This window comes from Mesorhizobium sp. M0018 (assembly GCF_040323955.1).
Lineage (GTDB): Bacteria > Pseudomonadota > Alphaproteobacteria > Rhizobiales > Rhizobiaceae > Mesorhizobium.
Genome location: NZ_JAMYVL010000037.1, coordinates 19,181 through 34,205, shown reverse-complemented (window position 1 = coordinate 34,205; position 15,025 = coordinate 19,181). Strand labels below are relative to the sequence as shown.

Sequence of the window (15,025 nt, the reverse complement as noted above, 5' to 3'; positions counted from 1 at the left end):
CCTATTATGTCGATGACATCCGCGACAAGGAGATCGAGGCCGCGGGCGGCGGTACCGACAAAGCATTCGCCTCCGTAAGTCATGCGCTTGCGGCCGGATCGGAAATCGAACTTCTCGCCACCAACAGCCCGTCCGGCACCACGGCGATCAACCTGACCGGCAATGCGTTCGCCCAGACTATCCAGGGCAATGCCGGTGCCAATGTCATCAACGGCGCCGGTGGGGCCGATACGTTGGTCGGCTATGGTGGCAATGATACCTACTATGTCGACAATGCCGGCGATAAGGTGAGCGAAGCGGTCGGCGGTGGCACAGATAGGGTGCTGGCCTCGGTGAGTCACACCCTTTCGGCCGGCTCTGAGATCGAGCTTCTCGCCACCAACAATCCGGTCGGCACGACGGCAATCAACCTCACCGGCAACGAGTTCGCTCAGACTATCCAGGGCAATGCCGGCGCCAATGTCATTAATGGCGGCGGCGGCGCCGACACGATGTCCGGCTACGGCGGCAACGATAACTACTATGTCGACAATGCCGGCGACAAGGTGAACGAGGCGGTGGGCGGCGGCACCGAATGGGTGTTCGCTGCGGTGAGCCACGCCCTATTGGCCGGAGCGGAGGTCGAGCTTCTTGCCACCACGAACAAAGCCGGCACGACGCCGATCAATCTCAGCGGCAATGAGTTCGCTCAGAGCATCGGGGGCAATGCCGGCGCCAACATCATCAACGGTGGCGGCGGCGCCGATACGATGGCAGGCTATGGAGGCAATGACACGTTCTTTGTCGACAATGCCGGCGATAGGGTGTTCGAGGCGGTCGGCGGGGGTACCGACAAGGTGCTCGCCTCGGTGAGTCACGCCCTTTTAGCCGGCTCGCAGATCGAGCTCCTCGCCACCACCAATCCGTCCGGTACGTCTGCAATCAACCTGACCGGCAACACCTTTGCCCAGACCATCCAGGGCAACGCCGGCGCGAACATCATCAATGGTGGCGGCGGTGCCGACATCTTGACCGGTAACGGAGGCAATGATGCCTTCGTGTTCAACAGCGCTCTTGGAGCCGGCAATATCGACAAGGTCACCGACTTCAACAAGCTCCAGGACCAGGACAAGATCCAGCTCGACGACGCCGTTTTTGCTGGGCTTAAGTTGGGCGGCCTTTCATCCGATGCTTTCTTTGCTGGCACGGCTGCGCATGATAGCTCCGACCATATCATCTACAACAGTTCAACCGGAGCGCTCTCTTTCGACAGCGACGGTATCGGTGGCGCAGCTCAAATACAGTTCGCCACTCTCTCTCCAGGTCTCTCGATTACGGCAGGCTCATTCTTCGTGACCTGAAAGAGCCAGAGCGGCGGACCCGTCAGCTCGAGCTGGTCCGCCGGTCTAAATTTGGTCCGACGCCTCCGCGCAGGTGCATCACATTAGGCATGCCGTCGCCAAAGCTGACAGCGGACAAGTCGTTCCACGACGCGTCTTCTGTCGCGCGTGCAAATGCAAGGCGAGCGACCATAACAAACTCTGCGAGTGCAGAGCGGAAAGGCGTGATCGCGACAGGGCCTCCCCTGGGCGTAACCGGGTCATTTCGCGTTGTTGGGATGAATGTCCAGACAAACCCCTTCCCAACCAGGTCCATACCATTGTCGCCAAGCCGTTTTCGATTGGCTTTCTTGGAGTAGGCGCGCGCCTAGTCTGACGTGCGATTGCCGACTCGCTCGCGCGGCATCAGCCAATGTGTCGCGCCGGGTTTCGTAAGCTGTGCTAGAGATAGGAGCAATGAGGCAGCTTTGCGGCGACACATTGATCATGAAGCCAGTTGCCGAAGCTCGGGCTTATACGGCCGGCATGTGGACAGTATGGGTCACAACGATCTCGGTTTTCCTGACAGCGCTCGACATTGAGTGTCGGGTCGAGCACGATCAGCTCTTTCCGAATGGCAACCGGCTTAACGTCGCCAGCAGCTGGCTGCCGCTGGTGTATTTGGCCTGCTGCGGTTTGGCCTTACTCCGACCATGGAGCGGCTGGCAAGTTCCTGCCGGCTTCTCCAGAATGATATCCTCCGAGATCCGTATTGCAGCCACAGATCGTCCGTGACAAGACAGCGCTCGACAGGGATCATTGAGGCATTTTTTGAAGGCCAAGTGCACAGCAGCCGCGCCCGTACTTTCGAAGAAATCAGCCAGCAAATGCTGCACCGCGAGCAAACGAAATCAGTTTGTACGTCTGTGATCACGTGAACAAAGGTCGGTGCATAGTCCTGTCTCGTTCAGCGCCAATACCGGCCTCAGGCCGCACCGAGGCGCAGATCGCCGGTCTCGACGTGCTCCAGAAACCAGGCATAGGTCTGTTCCAACCCGCTGCGCAGCGAGTAGCGCGGGCGCCAGCCGGTGGCGAACAGACGCGACACGTCCATCAGCTTGCGCGGCGTGCCGTCCGGCTTCGTCGCATCGAATGTTATTGCGGCATCGGCGCCGGCGACCGACACGATGGTGCGGGCAAGATCGGCAATGGTGATGTCTTCCCCCGAGCCGACATTGATGTGGCTGTCGCCCGAATAATTCTTCAGCAACCAGACCAGCGCGTCGGCGGCGTCGTCGACATGCAGGAATTCGCGCATCGGCGTGCCTGATCCCCACACCTCCAGGCTCTTGCGGCCGGCGCGCCTGGCCTCGTGCGCCTTGCGCATCAGAGCGGGCACGACATGGCTGGAATTGAGGTCGAAATTGTCGCCCGGGCCGTAGAGATTGGTCGGCATCGCCGAGATGTAGTCGACGCCGTACTGGCGCCGATAGGCCTGGCACAGTTTCAGCCCGGCGATCTTGGCGATCGCATACCATTCGTTGGTGGGCTCGAGCGGCCCGGTCAGCAAGGCGTCCTCGGAGATCGGCTGCGCCGCGAATTTGGGATAGATGCAGGATGAACCGAGAAACAGCAGCTTCTGCACCTCGTTGCGGAAGGCGCTGTCGATGACATTGTTCTGCATGACGAGATTGTCCTGCAGAAAATCGACGGGAAGCCTGTTGTTGGCCAGGATACCGCCAACCTTGGCCGCCGCCATCACCACTGCATCCGGCTTGCGGTCGGCCATCCAGCGCCGCACGCCGGCCTGGTCGAGAAGATCGAGCTCGGCGCGCGAGGCGGTCAGGACCTCGCAATCCTCGTCGGCCAATCGGCGCAGGATGGCCGAGCCGACCATGCCGCGATGTCCGGCCACGAAAACGCGCTTGCCCTGAAGGTCAAAGGTCATCAGCTTACCCCAATGCAGAACGGCAGCTATGCTAGTTGGCCGGCGGAGCGCCGGATCGGCTTCTCTGTTGCCGGACGCATACCGCATACAGATTTGCCCAGACAAGGCAAATCGCAGCGGTGGAAGCCGTACAAGTATCAAGGACGGCAGAGGCTGCTCGAAGGCGAGAATCAAGGCCACGCGGGCGCTCAGTGCGCAAGCCACCAGCAAGAAAACATTGATAGCCGTTCGTCATCATCCATCGTGCGCGAGCAAGATGGGTCTCCCGCAACGTGCTTTGGTGCGCTGCTGCGGCATATCTGACGTTCGTCGTCGCGCCCTTTGGGGGAATCGATCGAACAGGTCAGTCGGCGACGTGAGGGCGGTCTCGCAGCTTAGACCGTGGATGAACCAACAGGATGTCGAGTGGATGCCGGGCCTGTAGTCCTCAGGCGACTTGATGACGCCCTTTCCTGGCGATCTGGCGGTGTAGCCATGGGAGTCCACGAACGCGATCATCTCCTTAGGATGGTGCGCCTCCCGGGGCGACATCGGCAATCAGCTTCTCGGCCCCCTGGAGGGCACGAGCTCGTAGCCTTCCAGATCCAGCTTCACGAAATCGGTCGGCTTGGCCATGGTCGCGTGATAGAGATCAAGCGTGGTGACATTGACGGTCGTTCCGTCTGCGGATTTCAGTTCATTCGTCGTCAGATGCTCTCTTGGCACAGACGACGAAACGCCGTTCACGGCCATGTAGAAGGTCATCACGCCGGCCTTGTCCGCAAGCGCTATGCTGTTACAGCGAAGGTTGAGGAAGTGGCCGGATTTCATCGTGTTGGAGAGTTTCCGGTAAACGTCTGGGTGCGCTCGAAAGCATGGATTTCGCCGGTTGCCTCCAACCGCGATGTTGGCAATCCGGATCATTTGGCCCGCGTTGGCCCACCGTCGACAACGACATCGCCTGGTAGCAAGATGCGGCTTAGGACTGAATTTGGGGGAATTCGGGGAAGGATTGAAACGCTGCGATTGGTAGGCGGCTAGTCTGGTGATGATGCTAATGCCGATCCGATTTCCCTGCTGATCTGCTAGCGGCGCCGGAACTTCTCATCAATTGCTCCCATGACGCCGCCATTCAATGCTGTCCGACTGAGATAGTTCACATACAGTGGGCTATCTGCCTGAGGCTTTGTTCATCGGATCGCCAGATAAGTGAGCCCTACCATCACCAACAATATGACGACGGCTACACCGCTAGCGACCGTCCGCTGACTCAGTCCTCGATGGCTTCTGTCGTTCTCGTTTTTTTCGGTCATCCGCGAAGTCTCAACAACCGAAATGATACGAAGGGTGATCCAGGAAAGCCAGCCGGATTCTTCGATCTAGCGTTGGAGCAAACGCTGCCAACATGACGTGCGGAGAGTTAGATGTTTGGTGTGTTAGCGTCCGTTTGGAAACTCACGGATGAGCGGTTCTTCGTAGCAGGTTGCCGCCATCGCGACGAGGATCTTGGAGTGAGAGACATCGATACGCTGCAGTCGCGCACGAGGCGTCGCCCTCGGATCATCCAGCCGAAGGTGCGCTCGACGACCCAGCGGCGGGCAGAACTTGGAAGCCCTTCTGGTCGTCGGATCGACGGATAATCTCGACGAAGTCGAGATGGGTGGCTTTGTCCCATGTGGCCAGCCGCAACCGGAGCGCACCCGGTACCGCACGGCGTTAATTACTTCCCGGAAATCAATCTCGCGCGGACGTCCGGCGACGCCCGGGCTTGGCATCAGTGGGTGCGATCTGGTCCCATTCCTCGCCCGTCAAATCAGACGGGCAACGCTTGGTTTTTTGGCGATCTGGGCCACGGCTCTGTTTTGTCCACATCCAGAGCTTGAATCACAAATCGCCTCACCGCAAAATCCCAAATCCTCGATTTTCAAAACGGGTTCTTAGCGGAAAGATGTGTAATCGAATCCTACGACGGATTTGTCTCATCCAACGTCAATACTGAGATCTGGGGATAGTCCGCCGGCATCAAAAGCGCTCGAATGTCCGCAACTTGTCGCTGCATTGACCTTGAGCAGAGATGCGGAGCTCCATTCAACTCGCGACACTCAATTATGCGCTTGTAGTCGCCGAGGAGGGCAGCTTTCTGCGCGCGGCGCGGCGCGCCGGTATCGATCACTCCGCACTCAGCCGGCGCATACGCGATCTCGAATACGCGATGGGAACGAGGATATTTCATCGCCATGCCCGCGGCGTTGGTCCAACCCCGGCCGGCGAGCGTTTCCTCGATCGTCTGCGCTCCGTGCTACTCGAACTGGACAATACTCTCACCCTGGCCAGGACCGGCATCAAAGATGAACAGCAAAGGCTTTCCATCGGCTCCAGCGGACTCATCCTCGCCGGGCGAGCGCTGGATGCAGTCATCGATTTCGGGAAATGTCATCCAAATGTGACCGTCAGCTTGATCGAAGGCTCTCACCCTGAACCTGGGGCTACCCGGCGCGAGGCTGAGGTCGACGTTACCGTCACTTCCTCCTCCCAATCCACTGGCGGCGCATTCGAACTGAGATTGTGGAAGGACACCCTAGCCGTCGTTCTCGCTTCAAATCATCCTCTGGCAACCCGCCCGGTGATCGAGTGGTCGGAGCTGGGCCAAGAGACGCTGCTCGTGCGTAGGGGCGAAGCATTTCTGCTCGCCGACGCTGTGGGAAATGGCGTGCAGCTTCCCGCAATCGTGGAACATCACGTCAGTGCGGGCATCCTTCTGCGCCTCGTCGGGAACGGTCTGGGAGTCGCTCTGATCCACGACGGAGATGCCAACAATGTTCCTGAAGGTGTCCTCTGCCGCAAGCTGCGGATCGGGGGCAAGCCAATCCAGATCTGCAATTTTGCCCGTTGGCGCCTGGACAACGCCAATCCTGCCCTGCCGATGTTCATCGAGTTCCTGCGTGATCGGTATTCGTCCTGACGGCCGTCCGACCACAATGACCCGAAAAGTCATCCCCGCTTCAGGGCTCGTCGAACTCTGGCAAAGGCTCTGTCCGTTGTCACGAATCGGGTCAGCATCGGCGCTATCAGCTTGCGAAATCGGCGACTATCTGTCCGGCCTCGCGGCCGAGCAATTCAGGATAGACGACCAAATCGCGATGAACGGCGCCGGGCAGTTCGGCCGTGGTCTTGACCGGACGGTCATCGGGAATGGCGGAGAGTTTCAGCTTGGTCATGACGGATCCTTCGGCGCCGCACCCGGTCAGCACCAAAGCCTTCGGCGATGCGCACCAGGTCGCTGAGCGCTGAACGGATTTGTGGCCAGGGGAACTCGGAGCATTCCTCCCATGCCTCGCCTTCGCGCAACACGGCATCGAGCTTGCCGGCCACGCCAGCGAGAGTCGTAGCGTGGGTGGTTGAGAAGGCTCCCAGAAGATCCTTCGCCCGGTCGCCAGCCTCGCGTTCGGCCCTGAGCGCAGCGGTGTAACCTGTCTCCTCGGCCGCCGCATTCCAGCGTGCTTGATGCATTGCGAACTCATTTTCGGCCTTCTCTCGGAGAGCGGCCGTATCCGGCCCGTTGCCCAGCACTTCATTGAGCCCCTCGATCGAGTGGACCGTCACCTGCTCACCTTCGGGCACGCGGAGGGTCACACAAGGAAAGCCGACGGCCTCAACAAGCCTTGTCTCTAAACGCTGCTGCTTGCGGCAAAGCCGCTCGGTCTGTTTGTGGACTCTCTCCCATTCCCGCCAAAGCGCCAGGGCAGGATCAGAACGCACATTCGTGCTGCCGGCGTCGCTTGCGGGCGCGTTGCCTTCGAGCGTCCACGCGGTGGTGGCCACGACTGTTCCCTCAAGCACTCGCCTGCGGGTGACGTAAGGCAGAGTCGTGGTATTGTCGGAATCAGCCATGATCCGAGCTCCATCAGCTTGGGATGTGGTCAGGCGGGCTGGAGTGTTGGCGCACTCCGGCCAGCCGCCGCACGTGCGATGCAAGTGCGGTGCACGTGCATGTCTATACGCCTTTTGAAACTGAATATCAAGCCGCAGAGCGAAAATGACAAAAAAGCCGTTCACCACCCGCCTTGATCCGCCGGTGTTGGCCTTGGCGCAACAGCTTGCAGAAGCGGAGCGGCGTTCTATCACCTCGGTGATAGAACTCGCATTGATCGAGTACGCGGAACGGCGCGGAATCAAGATAAGTGCGACGGAAAGGGAATAGTCAGAAGCGGGCTGGCGGACGCCGCCAAGGTACTGGGTTGGCGAGCACGCATGCGATCACATGGAGCAGAAATCAGCCGACGGCCCGGCTGGCCAACGGGTGCGTGACTGGCACGTCTCCGGCCCCTGCCCGCGCTCGACCGCTACGGACCGGCCAACTGGCCGGCGTATCGCAGACCGGCACGCGCACTCTTCTTACAATCTCATCGAAAACAGGATCGACAAAACTCGTCACGGTCGATCTTCCAATGCGGACGACTCGCTGCCAACGAGTTCGGCAGCTAACCGACGTTGGCAGCACCAACGCGGCGGATTTCCCGACCCTTATTCCGCCACTCCGCTCTCAGCGCCACGGTTGAGGACGATAAAGTTTTTTTGCCTGCGCCAGGCTGCCGGGCTGCTCATGGCGGTAAGGGGGGTCCGACTCTCATGATGAGAACGGTCTCCGGCAAGAAGACCAGCTCGCTGAAGATGTCATCCCACTCGATATCGCCCCAACCGAGGAGTAAGTGCAGGTCACCCGGACCTAGCGCTGCATTCTCCTGCGAGAGGTAGGTTCGATGGAGACCCTGTGGGCGCCCGAAGGAACCATGGACATGCAGGTGGCCCGTCACCGGCGCTATGGCCCGCAGCTGCTCACGGAAGTTCAGGCCGCGATGGGTCGATTCACTATAAGCGTGACTGAAAACGATGAGCGCCACCAGGTTCAGATGGCTAACCGCATTTGCCGTCTGCGCAACCCCAGGGCCTTGGCAGCATCAATCTGGTAACGGTAGACCGCCGGGTCCGTGAGGCTCGATGAGACGACGCGGTGAACTGTATAGCGGAAATCGAACTTCCTCGTCAGCGCGATAAGCCTCTCGGCTCTCTCGGGACGACGCGACCACCGACCATGAGGTCGAGGGTCGTCAGTTCCAGTCCGACGGCTTCGACGCCCGTATCGGCAAAGCTGCGAAAGTCCGCCTCAAGGCTCTCCATCTGCCATTGAAAGAGACTGAGTTAAACCTGCGGCGATAATCTTGCTCACAAGCATCCCCAATGACGGGCGGCCAGGAATCTCAGGCCGGTCCGGATCGTTGTCAGGTGAGACGGCAATTACAGAACCGATGCCATTCTCGAAACGAGCTTCGTTCACCCCAGGTGCGATCGAGCGGTCTACGCTATTGCCAGTGGGCCTACATTAACTCGGATCAGACCGCGACGACCTCGAGTCTCACAAAGCAGACTGCCTGCCCCCGAACCTGGAAGCTCTCAAGGGCACCTCTCGTTCAGACAGACTTGATAGTGAGAACCCCTTTCTCAAGCTAAACTATTACAGGTTCACGCAAATCACCTTGTCATCGTGGCGAATTCATCAGCCTCCAGAGCTGGAGGAACTGGCAAGATGCGGCATGAGGCAAATCAATTCGAGCGCCGGAGGCCCTGCCGTTGCGGCGTTTCCGGGTTTGAGTTTCATTGCTGCGGCGTGCTCGCAGATCCCAGGAAAAGACCGGTGAAGTTCGCAACACGTTGAATTCTCGGCGACACGCAGAGGTTACAGCTCGCCGTTATGTAGGCCGCAACGGCTCAGATCTGTCTGGGTTCGGTCCACTCGGCGCCCGAGAGGCGAAGATTTCGGGATCGAGGCGCTTGAGCCACTGCGCGCCAGACAGAGCGATCCGATCCGTGTCATACTGTCAGGCAAGACACTAGCAATTTGGGGGCCGTAGCAGATGAAAGAAGAGAACGACGTTCAGAAGTTGGTGCGCACGTTGCGTGCTCGAGCACCCGATGACGCGGCTGAATTGCTGGCCCGAGAATCTCCCGAGTTCATCCGCGACACACTTAAGCTGTTGCCGGACGGGCACGCCCGTAAAGTGGCCGAGCATTTGCCACCGCATATGCGGCCCATCAGGTCTCATGGCGGTGGCAAGGATTTCGCGGTCCCCGACTCGCTCATCGAGCTGATGGACCCGATTCCCGCCAGCGTTCCTGTCGCGACGACGGTTGCCGCCGCAGTGGAGGCGGTCAGACGCGCCCAGGTGCCGACCGAGCTCACTTATCTCTACGTCACGGACGAGGGCAATAAGCTGGTTGGCCTGGTGGTCCTGCGCGATCTGATGCTGAGTGAAGCGGACGCGACGGTGGATCAGATCATGCTGCCCAGGCCGTTCGCCCTTAATGTCGGTCTGTCTTTGAGCGACGCCTGCAAGGCAGCAGTACGCCGTCAGTACCCTGTCTATCCGGTGGTGGACGCGGAGAACCGGCTGCTCGGGCAGGTTCGCGGCTGGCGCTTGTTCGAGCAGCAAATCATCGAGATTTCCGCCCAGTCTGGCCAGATGGTGGGTGTCCAGAAGGAGGAGCGTTCTTTTACGCCGCTGTTTTCAGCCTTCTTGAAGCGTCATCCGTGGCTGCAGCTGAACCTGCTGACGGCCTTCATGGCCGCTTTCGTGGTCAGTTCTTTCACAGGCACGATCGAGAAGATCGTCGCCCTGGCGGCGTTCCTCCCGGTCTTGGCCGGGCAGAGCGGAAACACCGGCTGCCAGGCACTCGCTATGACGCTGCGTGGCCTTGCCCTGGGGGATGTGGACAAACGACCGAAGCTGCACCTGGTGATGAGGGAGGGCGCGCTCGGGATCGCCAACGGCGTGCTCGTCGGCCTTGTTGCGGCTGCGGCCATGTGGTTCTACGCCTCGAGGCAACCGGAATCGGCTGCCCAGGCACCCATGCTGGCACTTGTGATCCTGCTTGCCATGTCCGGATCATGCCTCATGTCCGGAATCTCCGGCGTGCTGATCCCGCTGGGCCTGCGGCGAGTCGGCGCCGATCCGGCGGTCGCTTCGGCGATCTTCCTCACCACCGTGACCGATATTGTAGGCATGGGCCTGATGCTGGGACTGGCCACCATGCTCGTGCTGTAGCAAGACGCGTCCGGTGACGCGTCCCTGGGAGTCGGGGGCGATAAGCTGACCTCGTCGCGGTCAACGAAACAGCAAGAGCCAGGCCGCATCGCGCACGCGTCGTGAGAAGCACCTTCCGGCAGCTCTCCGACCCCTTGGGCAACGCGACGGAAGACCTTTGGATGAGCCGTGGGTGACCTTGAAGCCTCATTCGATGACCAGATACGCGCAGAATCGCGCAAACAATATTAATCTTGTCGGCTGCGCGATCCGCCACTGATGATGATTTGAGTTAGTTGCCACTGGGGCCGAATACTTCAATTATGCACAGCAACGCTGAGAAGACGTTTTGACAATCAGCGCAGCCGAAATACGAATCAGCCGATAGTTTGTTGCGCCGCTGCAACAGCTGCTGAGACTCGCATGGTCTGGTGACAGTTCAGTCGCCTTTTTCTTGTAGTCGTGCTAAGTCCTTCGCACTAGTCGGGTTTGGGGTGGGTTCTCGGCATGCAATCTTCGTTTCGAACGATCTTCGGCTTCGCCACGGCGCTGCTTTGTACCGGCGTATTGCCGGCCGGCGCACAAGGTCTTTTTGCGGCCTATGATGATGCGTTTTCGGCCCGCATCGCCAGTCCGGCCGACAACGGAACGCTCGCCCAGTTCGTCACAGTTGCCGTCAACGCGGGACAATACGATCAGGCGATCTCCTCAATCGAGCAGTATCTGATCAAATATCCCCGCGATGCGCGCGCGCGGCTGGCGGCCAGCCGATTGTACTATCATGTCGGCTCCTATGAATTGGCCCGGCGGCAGGTGCAGTACGGCATCGAAGTCGGCGGTCTGAGCGCAAGTGAGCAGCAGGAAGCCGTTCGCCTGCTCGCCCGCATCGAGCGCGCGTTGCGTGGCGTCACCTGGGAACTCGCCCTGACCGGCGGCGTGTTCAGCGCATTTACCGATTTTGAGCCCGGCGGGGCGCAGGACGACGACAGCTTCGTCTCGCCCTATGGGCGGGCGGAAGGCTTTGTCCGGTGGGACCTCGGCACGCCAAGCGCCGACGCTCTCGTCCTTTCAGGCTCATTGACGGCGACACAGCGCTTTTTCACGGAAGACCTGTCGGTTCCGGGCAGCGAGAAGACTTTCATCCACGGCAACGCCGCGATCACCTGGGACAAGGGGCTGCCGAACAGTGGGATCGATTCGCTGCGCCTGCTGCTTTCGGCGTTCACAGTTACGGATCGTTTCGACAGCGATATCCACGAGACCGGCATCGGCGTCAGTGGGCGCTTTCTTGTGCGCCCGACGGTCGAAACGACGCTTTTCGCAGGCGGCGGCTACATCGATCTAAGCGCCTCGCAAGGCATTTTCGCCGATAGCAGGGTTTTCTATGAGGCGGGCGGCAGCTACCGCTTCCGCAATGGCCAGGCGCTCGGACTGCGGCTGGTCGGCTCGAATGACTTCGCCTCCGGATCTGGCGAAATCGGCCACAGCTACACGGGCGAGGTCCGCTATGGCGGCCTGTTGATGAACGTACCGGATCTTTTCGCATGGTCGCATCAGATCGCCTTTTCGGCCGGCCACAGCAACACTCCCGATCTGTCCGTCGGCATCGGCACAAATATCAAAAGCGACTTCTGGCGCATTGCCTCGGAAAGCGATTTTCAGCTGACGGAGGCGCAGAAGATCAGCGTCGATCTCGCCTATCGCCAAACCAACTTCGACATCGCCAACCGCGACCGAAAATCGTTCGAAATGCTCATGAGCTACACGTTGACGCTCAATTGAAAGAGGCCGCGATGAGGACCCCGTACCGTCAGATCGCCATTTTTGTCGCCTGCCTTGCCTTTGCGGCACCTTCCGCCGCTGAGACGGTCGGATCGATGACGGCCTACCAGACCAACATCGTCCGCAACAACGGCGGGACAATGAACGTTGGGGCCGGCGTCGAACTCGGCGACCAGCTGCGCAGCAATCCCACCGGTCTTGGGATGCTGGTGTTCCGGGACGAATCGAGCGCCAAGATTGGTCCGAACACCAGCCTGACGATCGATGAATTCGTCTACAATCCGGGCTCCGGATCGGGAAAGATCGACATCGGGATGAACAGCGGCCTGGCCCGGTTCTATGGCGGCCAGGTTTCGAAAGGCGGCGTCATGCAGGTTGCGACGCCGCATATGGTGCTTGGGGCGAGAGGCGGCATCATCGAAGTGCTGGTGGCAGCCGGCCAGACCGTGGGCATTCTGCGCGCCGGCCGCATGACCTGCACGATCAATGGCAAACGGCTGGTCATCACAAACCCGGGCTACGCCTGCACATCGGAAGATGGCAAGCTGCTGACCGGCTACGGCGGAATCGACACCTTCCCGATATTGGACAGCATCGACCGGATAGCCGGCACCGGCCTGCCAGGCGAACCGGGTCCGGGACTGGATGTAAGCGCACTTTGCGCGTCGGCACTCGGCGGCTCGCTCAAAGTCTGCGACTCCACCGACGGCGCATTGCCAGGAGTGGTCATGGAGTTCCCCGACACCCCAACGCCACCCGTGGGCGGCGGCGTGAATAAGGGCGAGTGTGAGGGTGAGGGTTGCTGCAACTACTGCGAATAGGGCTGGCCGCACGACATGAGCCTCTTGGTCGGTTGGCGCTGGGCTGATTGGCGGCAAGCTGGCAGGCGCAAAGTATCCGGCCTTGTGGTCGTGCTCCTGCTGCTCGCTTGCCATTTGGCTTTTGACGGGCCGTTGTCGCGCCTGCGCGAACGCACGTACGACTTCTACCAGTTCCTCGCCCCACGCGAGGCGACGAGCAATCCTGTCGTGATCGTCTCGATAGACGACGCCAGCCTCAAGGCACATGGGCGATGGCCCTGGAACCGAGGCCTCTTGGCCGATCTGGTCGATGGCATCACCAAATCCGGTGCCGCGGTCATCGGGCTTGCGCTGGTCCTGCCCGAGGCCGACATCTCGCCTGAGGGCATCGCCGGAGACAAGCGCCTGGCAGCGGCACTGGCCAAAAATCGAACGGCGCTTGCTGTCAGCCTGGGCAACGAGGCGACGGTTTCAGAAGCAGGGCCCAAAGCTGGCTGGTCGATCGTCGGACAGGTACCCGACACACTTCCCGGCTTCGCTGGCCTGACCGGCTCGCTTGCCGAATTCTCGAACGCCGCCGCGGGCCTCGGCGTAATTCGCACCTTGCCCGATCCCGACGGCGTACTGCGCCATGTGCCGCTGCTGTGGCTTCGCAATACCGCTCAAGGCGTGCAGCTGTGGCCGTCCTTCGCGCTCGAGCTTCTGCGCCTTTACGCCGGGCAGGACGGCTACATAGCCCGGATGAATGCCGCCGGGTTCGACGCACTCAGGATGGCCGGCGCCATCGTGCCGCTCGAGGCGGAGGGGAGCATCCGCCTCTGGGAAACCGCCACGGATACGCCCCGTCTATCTGCCAGCACTATCCTTTCGGGCGGCAGTGATCCACGGCTGCGGGACGCCATCGCCATCGTCGATCTGTCGGCTGTGGGACTGACGCAGTACCTGCCCACCCCGACACGTCCAGCGCGACCAGGCGCGGACATCCACGCCGATGCAATCGGCCAGTTGCTTGCCGGGCGCTATCTGACAGAGCCGCCGCATGCGCGTACGGTGGAGCGGCTCTGGTTTGTCCTCAGTGCCGTCATTTTCATCGGACTTTCCGGAGTGCTCGCCGGGCGTGTCGTGCTTGGTGCCCTGGCTCTCGTGCTGCTGGCCGTCACGCCGTTCGTGTTCGGCGCTCTCGAATACAGCCTGCAGGGTGCACTCTATGACCCGCTGCAGCCGGCGCTTGCGACGATCCTGGTAGCCGGCTTCGAAGGCTATGTTCTCTACAGGCGCAGCGAGCAGCGCCGGTCCACCCTGGCACGGCAGTTCTCCCAGTATCTGTCGCCTTCCGTGGTGCAGCGCCTCGCAAGCTCAGACACCGAAGCGATCCTGTCCGGCGAGAAGCGCGAGATCACGATCCTGCTCAGCGACATACGCGGCTTCACGACGATGAGCGAACAACTCGATACCCAGGAAATCGCAAAGGTGGTCAACCACTTCCTCGGCATTGCGACCGATGAGATCCTCAAGCGCGACGGCACCATCGACAAGTTCATGGGCGACGCGGTGCTCGCTTTCTGGAACGCGCCGCTTGATCAGCCGGACCATCGCGAACGCGCGCTCGACGCGGGCCGTGCCCTGATCGAACGGGTGAAGCGTGAAGACGCCGCCTTCAGCGCGGACGGCCACCCCTCCATCGCAATCGGCGTCGCCATCGAGACGGGCATTTGCTCGGTAGGCAATTTCGGCTCCGAACGGCGCTTCGATTACACCGCGATCGGTTCGCCGGTGAACCGCACGGCTCGGCTCGAGTCGACGACCAAGAAGCTGGGCATCCCCCTGGTGCTTGGTCCCGGCTTTGCGGCAGGAGCATCGATGCCAGTCGTCCAGGCGGGCGCCTTTGAACTCCAGGGTTTCAAGGGCGAGGTGCCGGTTTTCACCGTTCCGGAGATGCAAGCTGCTCACCAAGGTATGAGCCGCGAAGTAGAGAGCCAACGTGGTGGGCAATCTGGCGCCCCTGCCGTGGTGGTTGGTTCGCCGCCATCCGTGCAAATGGCACCGCCTGATCTTGCACCCCGAACCCGAAGCACACGCTGACCGGATCCAGCGGATCGCAGGGGTGCCGACCTGCTTTGTGAACTAATACTGCTGGGG

General features: G+C 60.7%; 13 protein-coding genes and 2 pseudogenes. 8 read left to right on the top strand and 7 right to left on the bottom strand.

Features of this window, described 5'->3' with window-relative positions:
* Both NKJ81_RS30435 and NKJ81_RS30430 read left to right on the top strand, forming a co-directional pair.
* The coding region (locus NKJ81_RS30435; RefSeq protein ID WP_352542719.1) for a calcium-binding protein at window positions 1–1,340 on the top strand (1,340 nt) is incomplete at its 5' end.
* 465 nt (window positions 1,341–1,805) lie between these two features.
* Window positions 1,806–2,093, top strand: a complete 288-nt coding sequence (locus NKJ81_RS30430; protein ID WP_352542718.1) for a hypothetical protein — start codon at window positions 1,806–1,808, stop codon at window positions 2,091–2,093.
* 190 nt (window positions 2,094–2,283) lie between these two features.
* On the opposite strand, the gene fcl is transcribed toward NKJ81_RS30430, so the two are convergent.
* The 3 genes and pseudogenes from fcl to NKJ81_RS32785 form a co-directional block, all read right to left on the bottom strand.
* Window positions 2,284–3,246 (bottom strand): GDP-L-fucose synthase, encoded by a 963-nt coding sequence (fcl, locus tag NKJ81_RS30425; RefSeq protein WP_023675376.1) that lies wholly within the window; start codon window positions 3,244–3,246, stop codon window positions 2,284–2,286.
* A 537-nt stretch (window positions 3,247–3,783) separates the two neighbouring features.
* Complete coding sequence (locus tag NKJ81_RS30420; RefSeq protein WP_352542722.1) at window positions 3,784–4,275, bottom strand: FkbM family methyltransferase; 492 nt, start codon at window positions 4,273–4,275, stop codon at window positions 3,784–3,786.
* Between the two features lie 370 nt (window positions 4,276–4,645).
* Window positions 4,646–4,872, bottom strand: a pseudogene (locus NKJ81_RS32785) (hypothetical protein); the annotation flags it as partial.
* 427 nt (window positions 4,873–5,299) lie between these two features.
* On the opposite strand from NKJ81_RS32785, the gene NKJ81_RS30410 reads away from it, so the two are divergent.
* Entirely contained in the window at window positions 5,300–6,187 is an 888-nt protein-coding gene (locus tag NKJ81_RS30410) for a LysR family transcriptional regulator (RefSeq protein ID WP_352542717.1), read from the top strand.
* A gap of 29 nt (window positions 6,188–6,216) precedes the next feature.
* Here NKJ81_RS30410 and NKJ81_RS32780 read toward each other — a convergent pair whose 3' ends face one another.
* From NKJ81_RS32780 to NKJ81_RS30400, 3 genes are read right to left on the bottom strand one after another with little or no spacing between them, the layout of a single operon-like run.
* Entirely contained in the window at window positions 6,217–6,285 is a 69-nt protein-coding gene (locus NKJ81_RS32780; RefSeq protein ID WP_502898904.1) for a hypothetical protein, read from the bottom strand.
* An 8-nt stretch (window positions 6,286–6,293) separates the two neighbouring features.
* Entirely contained in the window at window positions 6,294–6,443 is a 150-nt protein-coding gene (locus tag NKJ81_RS30405) for a DUF2274 domain-containing protein (protein ID WP_502904355.1), read from the bottom strand.
* Complete coding sequence (locus NKJ81_RS30400; RefSeq protein WP_352542716.1) at window positions 6,409–7,116, bottom strand: hypothetical protein; 708 nt, start codon at window positions 7,114–7,116, stop codon at window positions 6,409–6,411. The genes NKJ81_RS30405 and NKJ81_RS30400 overlap by 35 nt, the downstream gene beginning before the upstream one ends.
* A gap of 145 nt (window positions 7,117–7,261) precedes the next feature.
* Here NKJ81_RS30400 and NKJ81_RS30395 point away from each other — a divergent pair, with 145 nt between their 5' ends.
* A complete protein-coding gene (locus NKJ81_RS30395; protein WP_352542715.1) occupies window positions 7,262–7,426 on the top strand; it encodes a hypothetical protein in 165 nt (54 codons plus the stop codon).
* A gap of 342 nt (window positions 7,427–7,768) precedes the next feature.
* On the opposite strand, the pseudogene NKJ81_RS30390 reads toward NKJ81_RS30395, so the two are convergent.
* Window positions 7,769–8,458 (bottom strand): annotated as a pseudogene (locus tag NKJ81_RS30390) (IolE/MocC family protein).
* Window positions 8,459–9,137: 679 nt separating this feature from the next.
* Here NKJ81_RS30390 and NKJ81_RS30385 point away from each other — a divergent pair.
* From NKJ81_RS30385 to NKJ81_RS30370, 4 genes are all read left to right on the top strand, one after another.
* Window positions 9,138–10,325 (top strand): magnesium transporter, encoded by a 1,188-nt coding sequence (locus NKJ81_RS30385; protein WP_352542714.1) that lies wholly within the window; start codon window positions 9,138–9,140, stop codon window positions 10,323–10,325.
* A gap of 486 nt (window positions 10,326–10,811) precedes the next feature.
* Complete coding sequence (locus tag NKJ81_RS30380) at window positions 10,812–12,086, top strand: tetratricopeptide repeat protein (RefSeq protein WP_352542713.1); 1,275 nt, start codon at window positions 10,812–10,814, stop codon at window positions 12,084–12,086.
* 95 nt (window positions 12,087–12,181) lie between these two features.
* Window positions 12,182–12,907, top strand: coding sequence for a FecR domain-containing protein (locus tag NKJ81_RS30375; protein ID WP_352542712.1), 726 nt, complete (start codon window positions 12,182–12,184; stop codon window positions 12,905–12,907).
* A 90-nt stretch (window positions 12,908–12,997) separates the two neighbouring features.
* Entirely contained in the window at window positions 12,998–14,968 is a 1,971-nt protein-coding gene (locus tag NKJ81_RS30370) for a CHASE2 domain-containing protein (protein WP_352542711.1), read from the top strand.
* Window positions 14,969–15,025: the final 57 nt, after the last annotated feature.

Coding starts and splice junctions, on each gene's coding strand:
- NKJ81_RS30405 (WP_502904355.1), bottom strand. CDS start 6,443: ATGACCAAGCTGAAACTCTCCGCCATTCCCGATGACCGTCCGGTCAAG.
- NKJ81_RS30385 (WP_352542714.1), top strand. CDS start 9,138: ATGAAAGAAGAGAACGACGTTCAGAAGTTGGTGCGCACGTTGCGTGCT.
- NKJ81_RS30395 (WP_352542715.1), top strand. CDS start 7,262: ATGACAAAAAAGCCGTTCACCACCCGCCTTGATCCGCCGGTGTTGGCC.
- NKJ81_RS30400 (WP_352542716.1), bottom strand. CDS start 7,116: ATGGCTGATTCCGACAATACCACGACTCTGCCTTACGTCACCCGCAGG.
- fcl (WP_023675376.1), bottom strand. CDS start 3,246: ATGACCTTTGACCTTCAGGGCAAGCGCGTTTTCGTGGCCGGACATCGC.
- NKJ81_RS30380 (WP_352542713.1), top strand. CDS start 10,812: ATGCAATCTTCGTTTCGAACGATCTTCGGCTTCGCCACGGCGCTGCTT.
- NKJ81_RS30410 (WP_352542717.1), top strand. CDS start 5,300: ATGCGGAGCTCCATTCAACTCGCGACACTCAATTATGCGCTTGTAGTC.
- NKJ81_RS30430 (WP_352542718.1), top strand. CDS start 1,806: ATGAAGCCAGTTGCCGAAGCTCGGGCTTATACGGCCGGCATGTGGACA.
- NKJ81_RS30375 (WP_352542712.1), top strand. CDS start 12,182: ATGACGGCCTACCAGACCAACATCGTCCGCAACAACGGCGGGACAATG.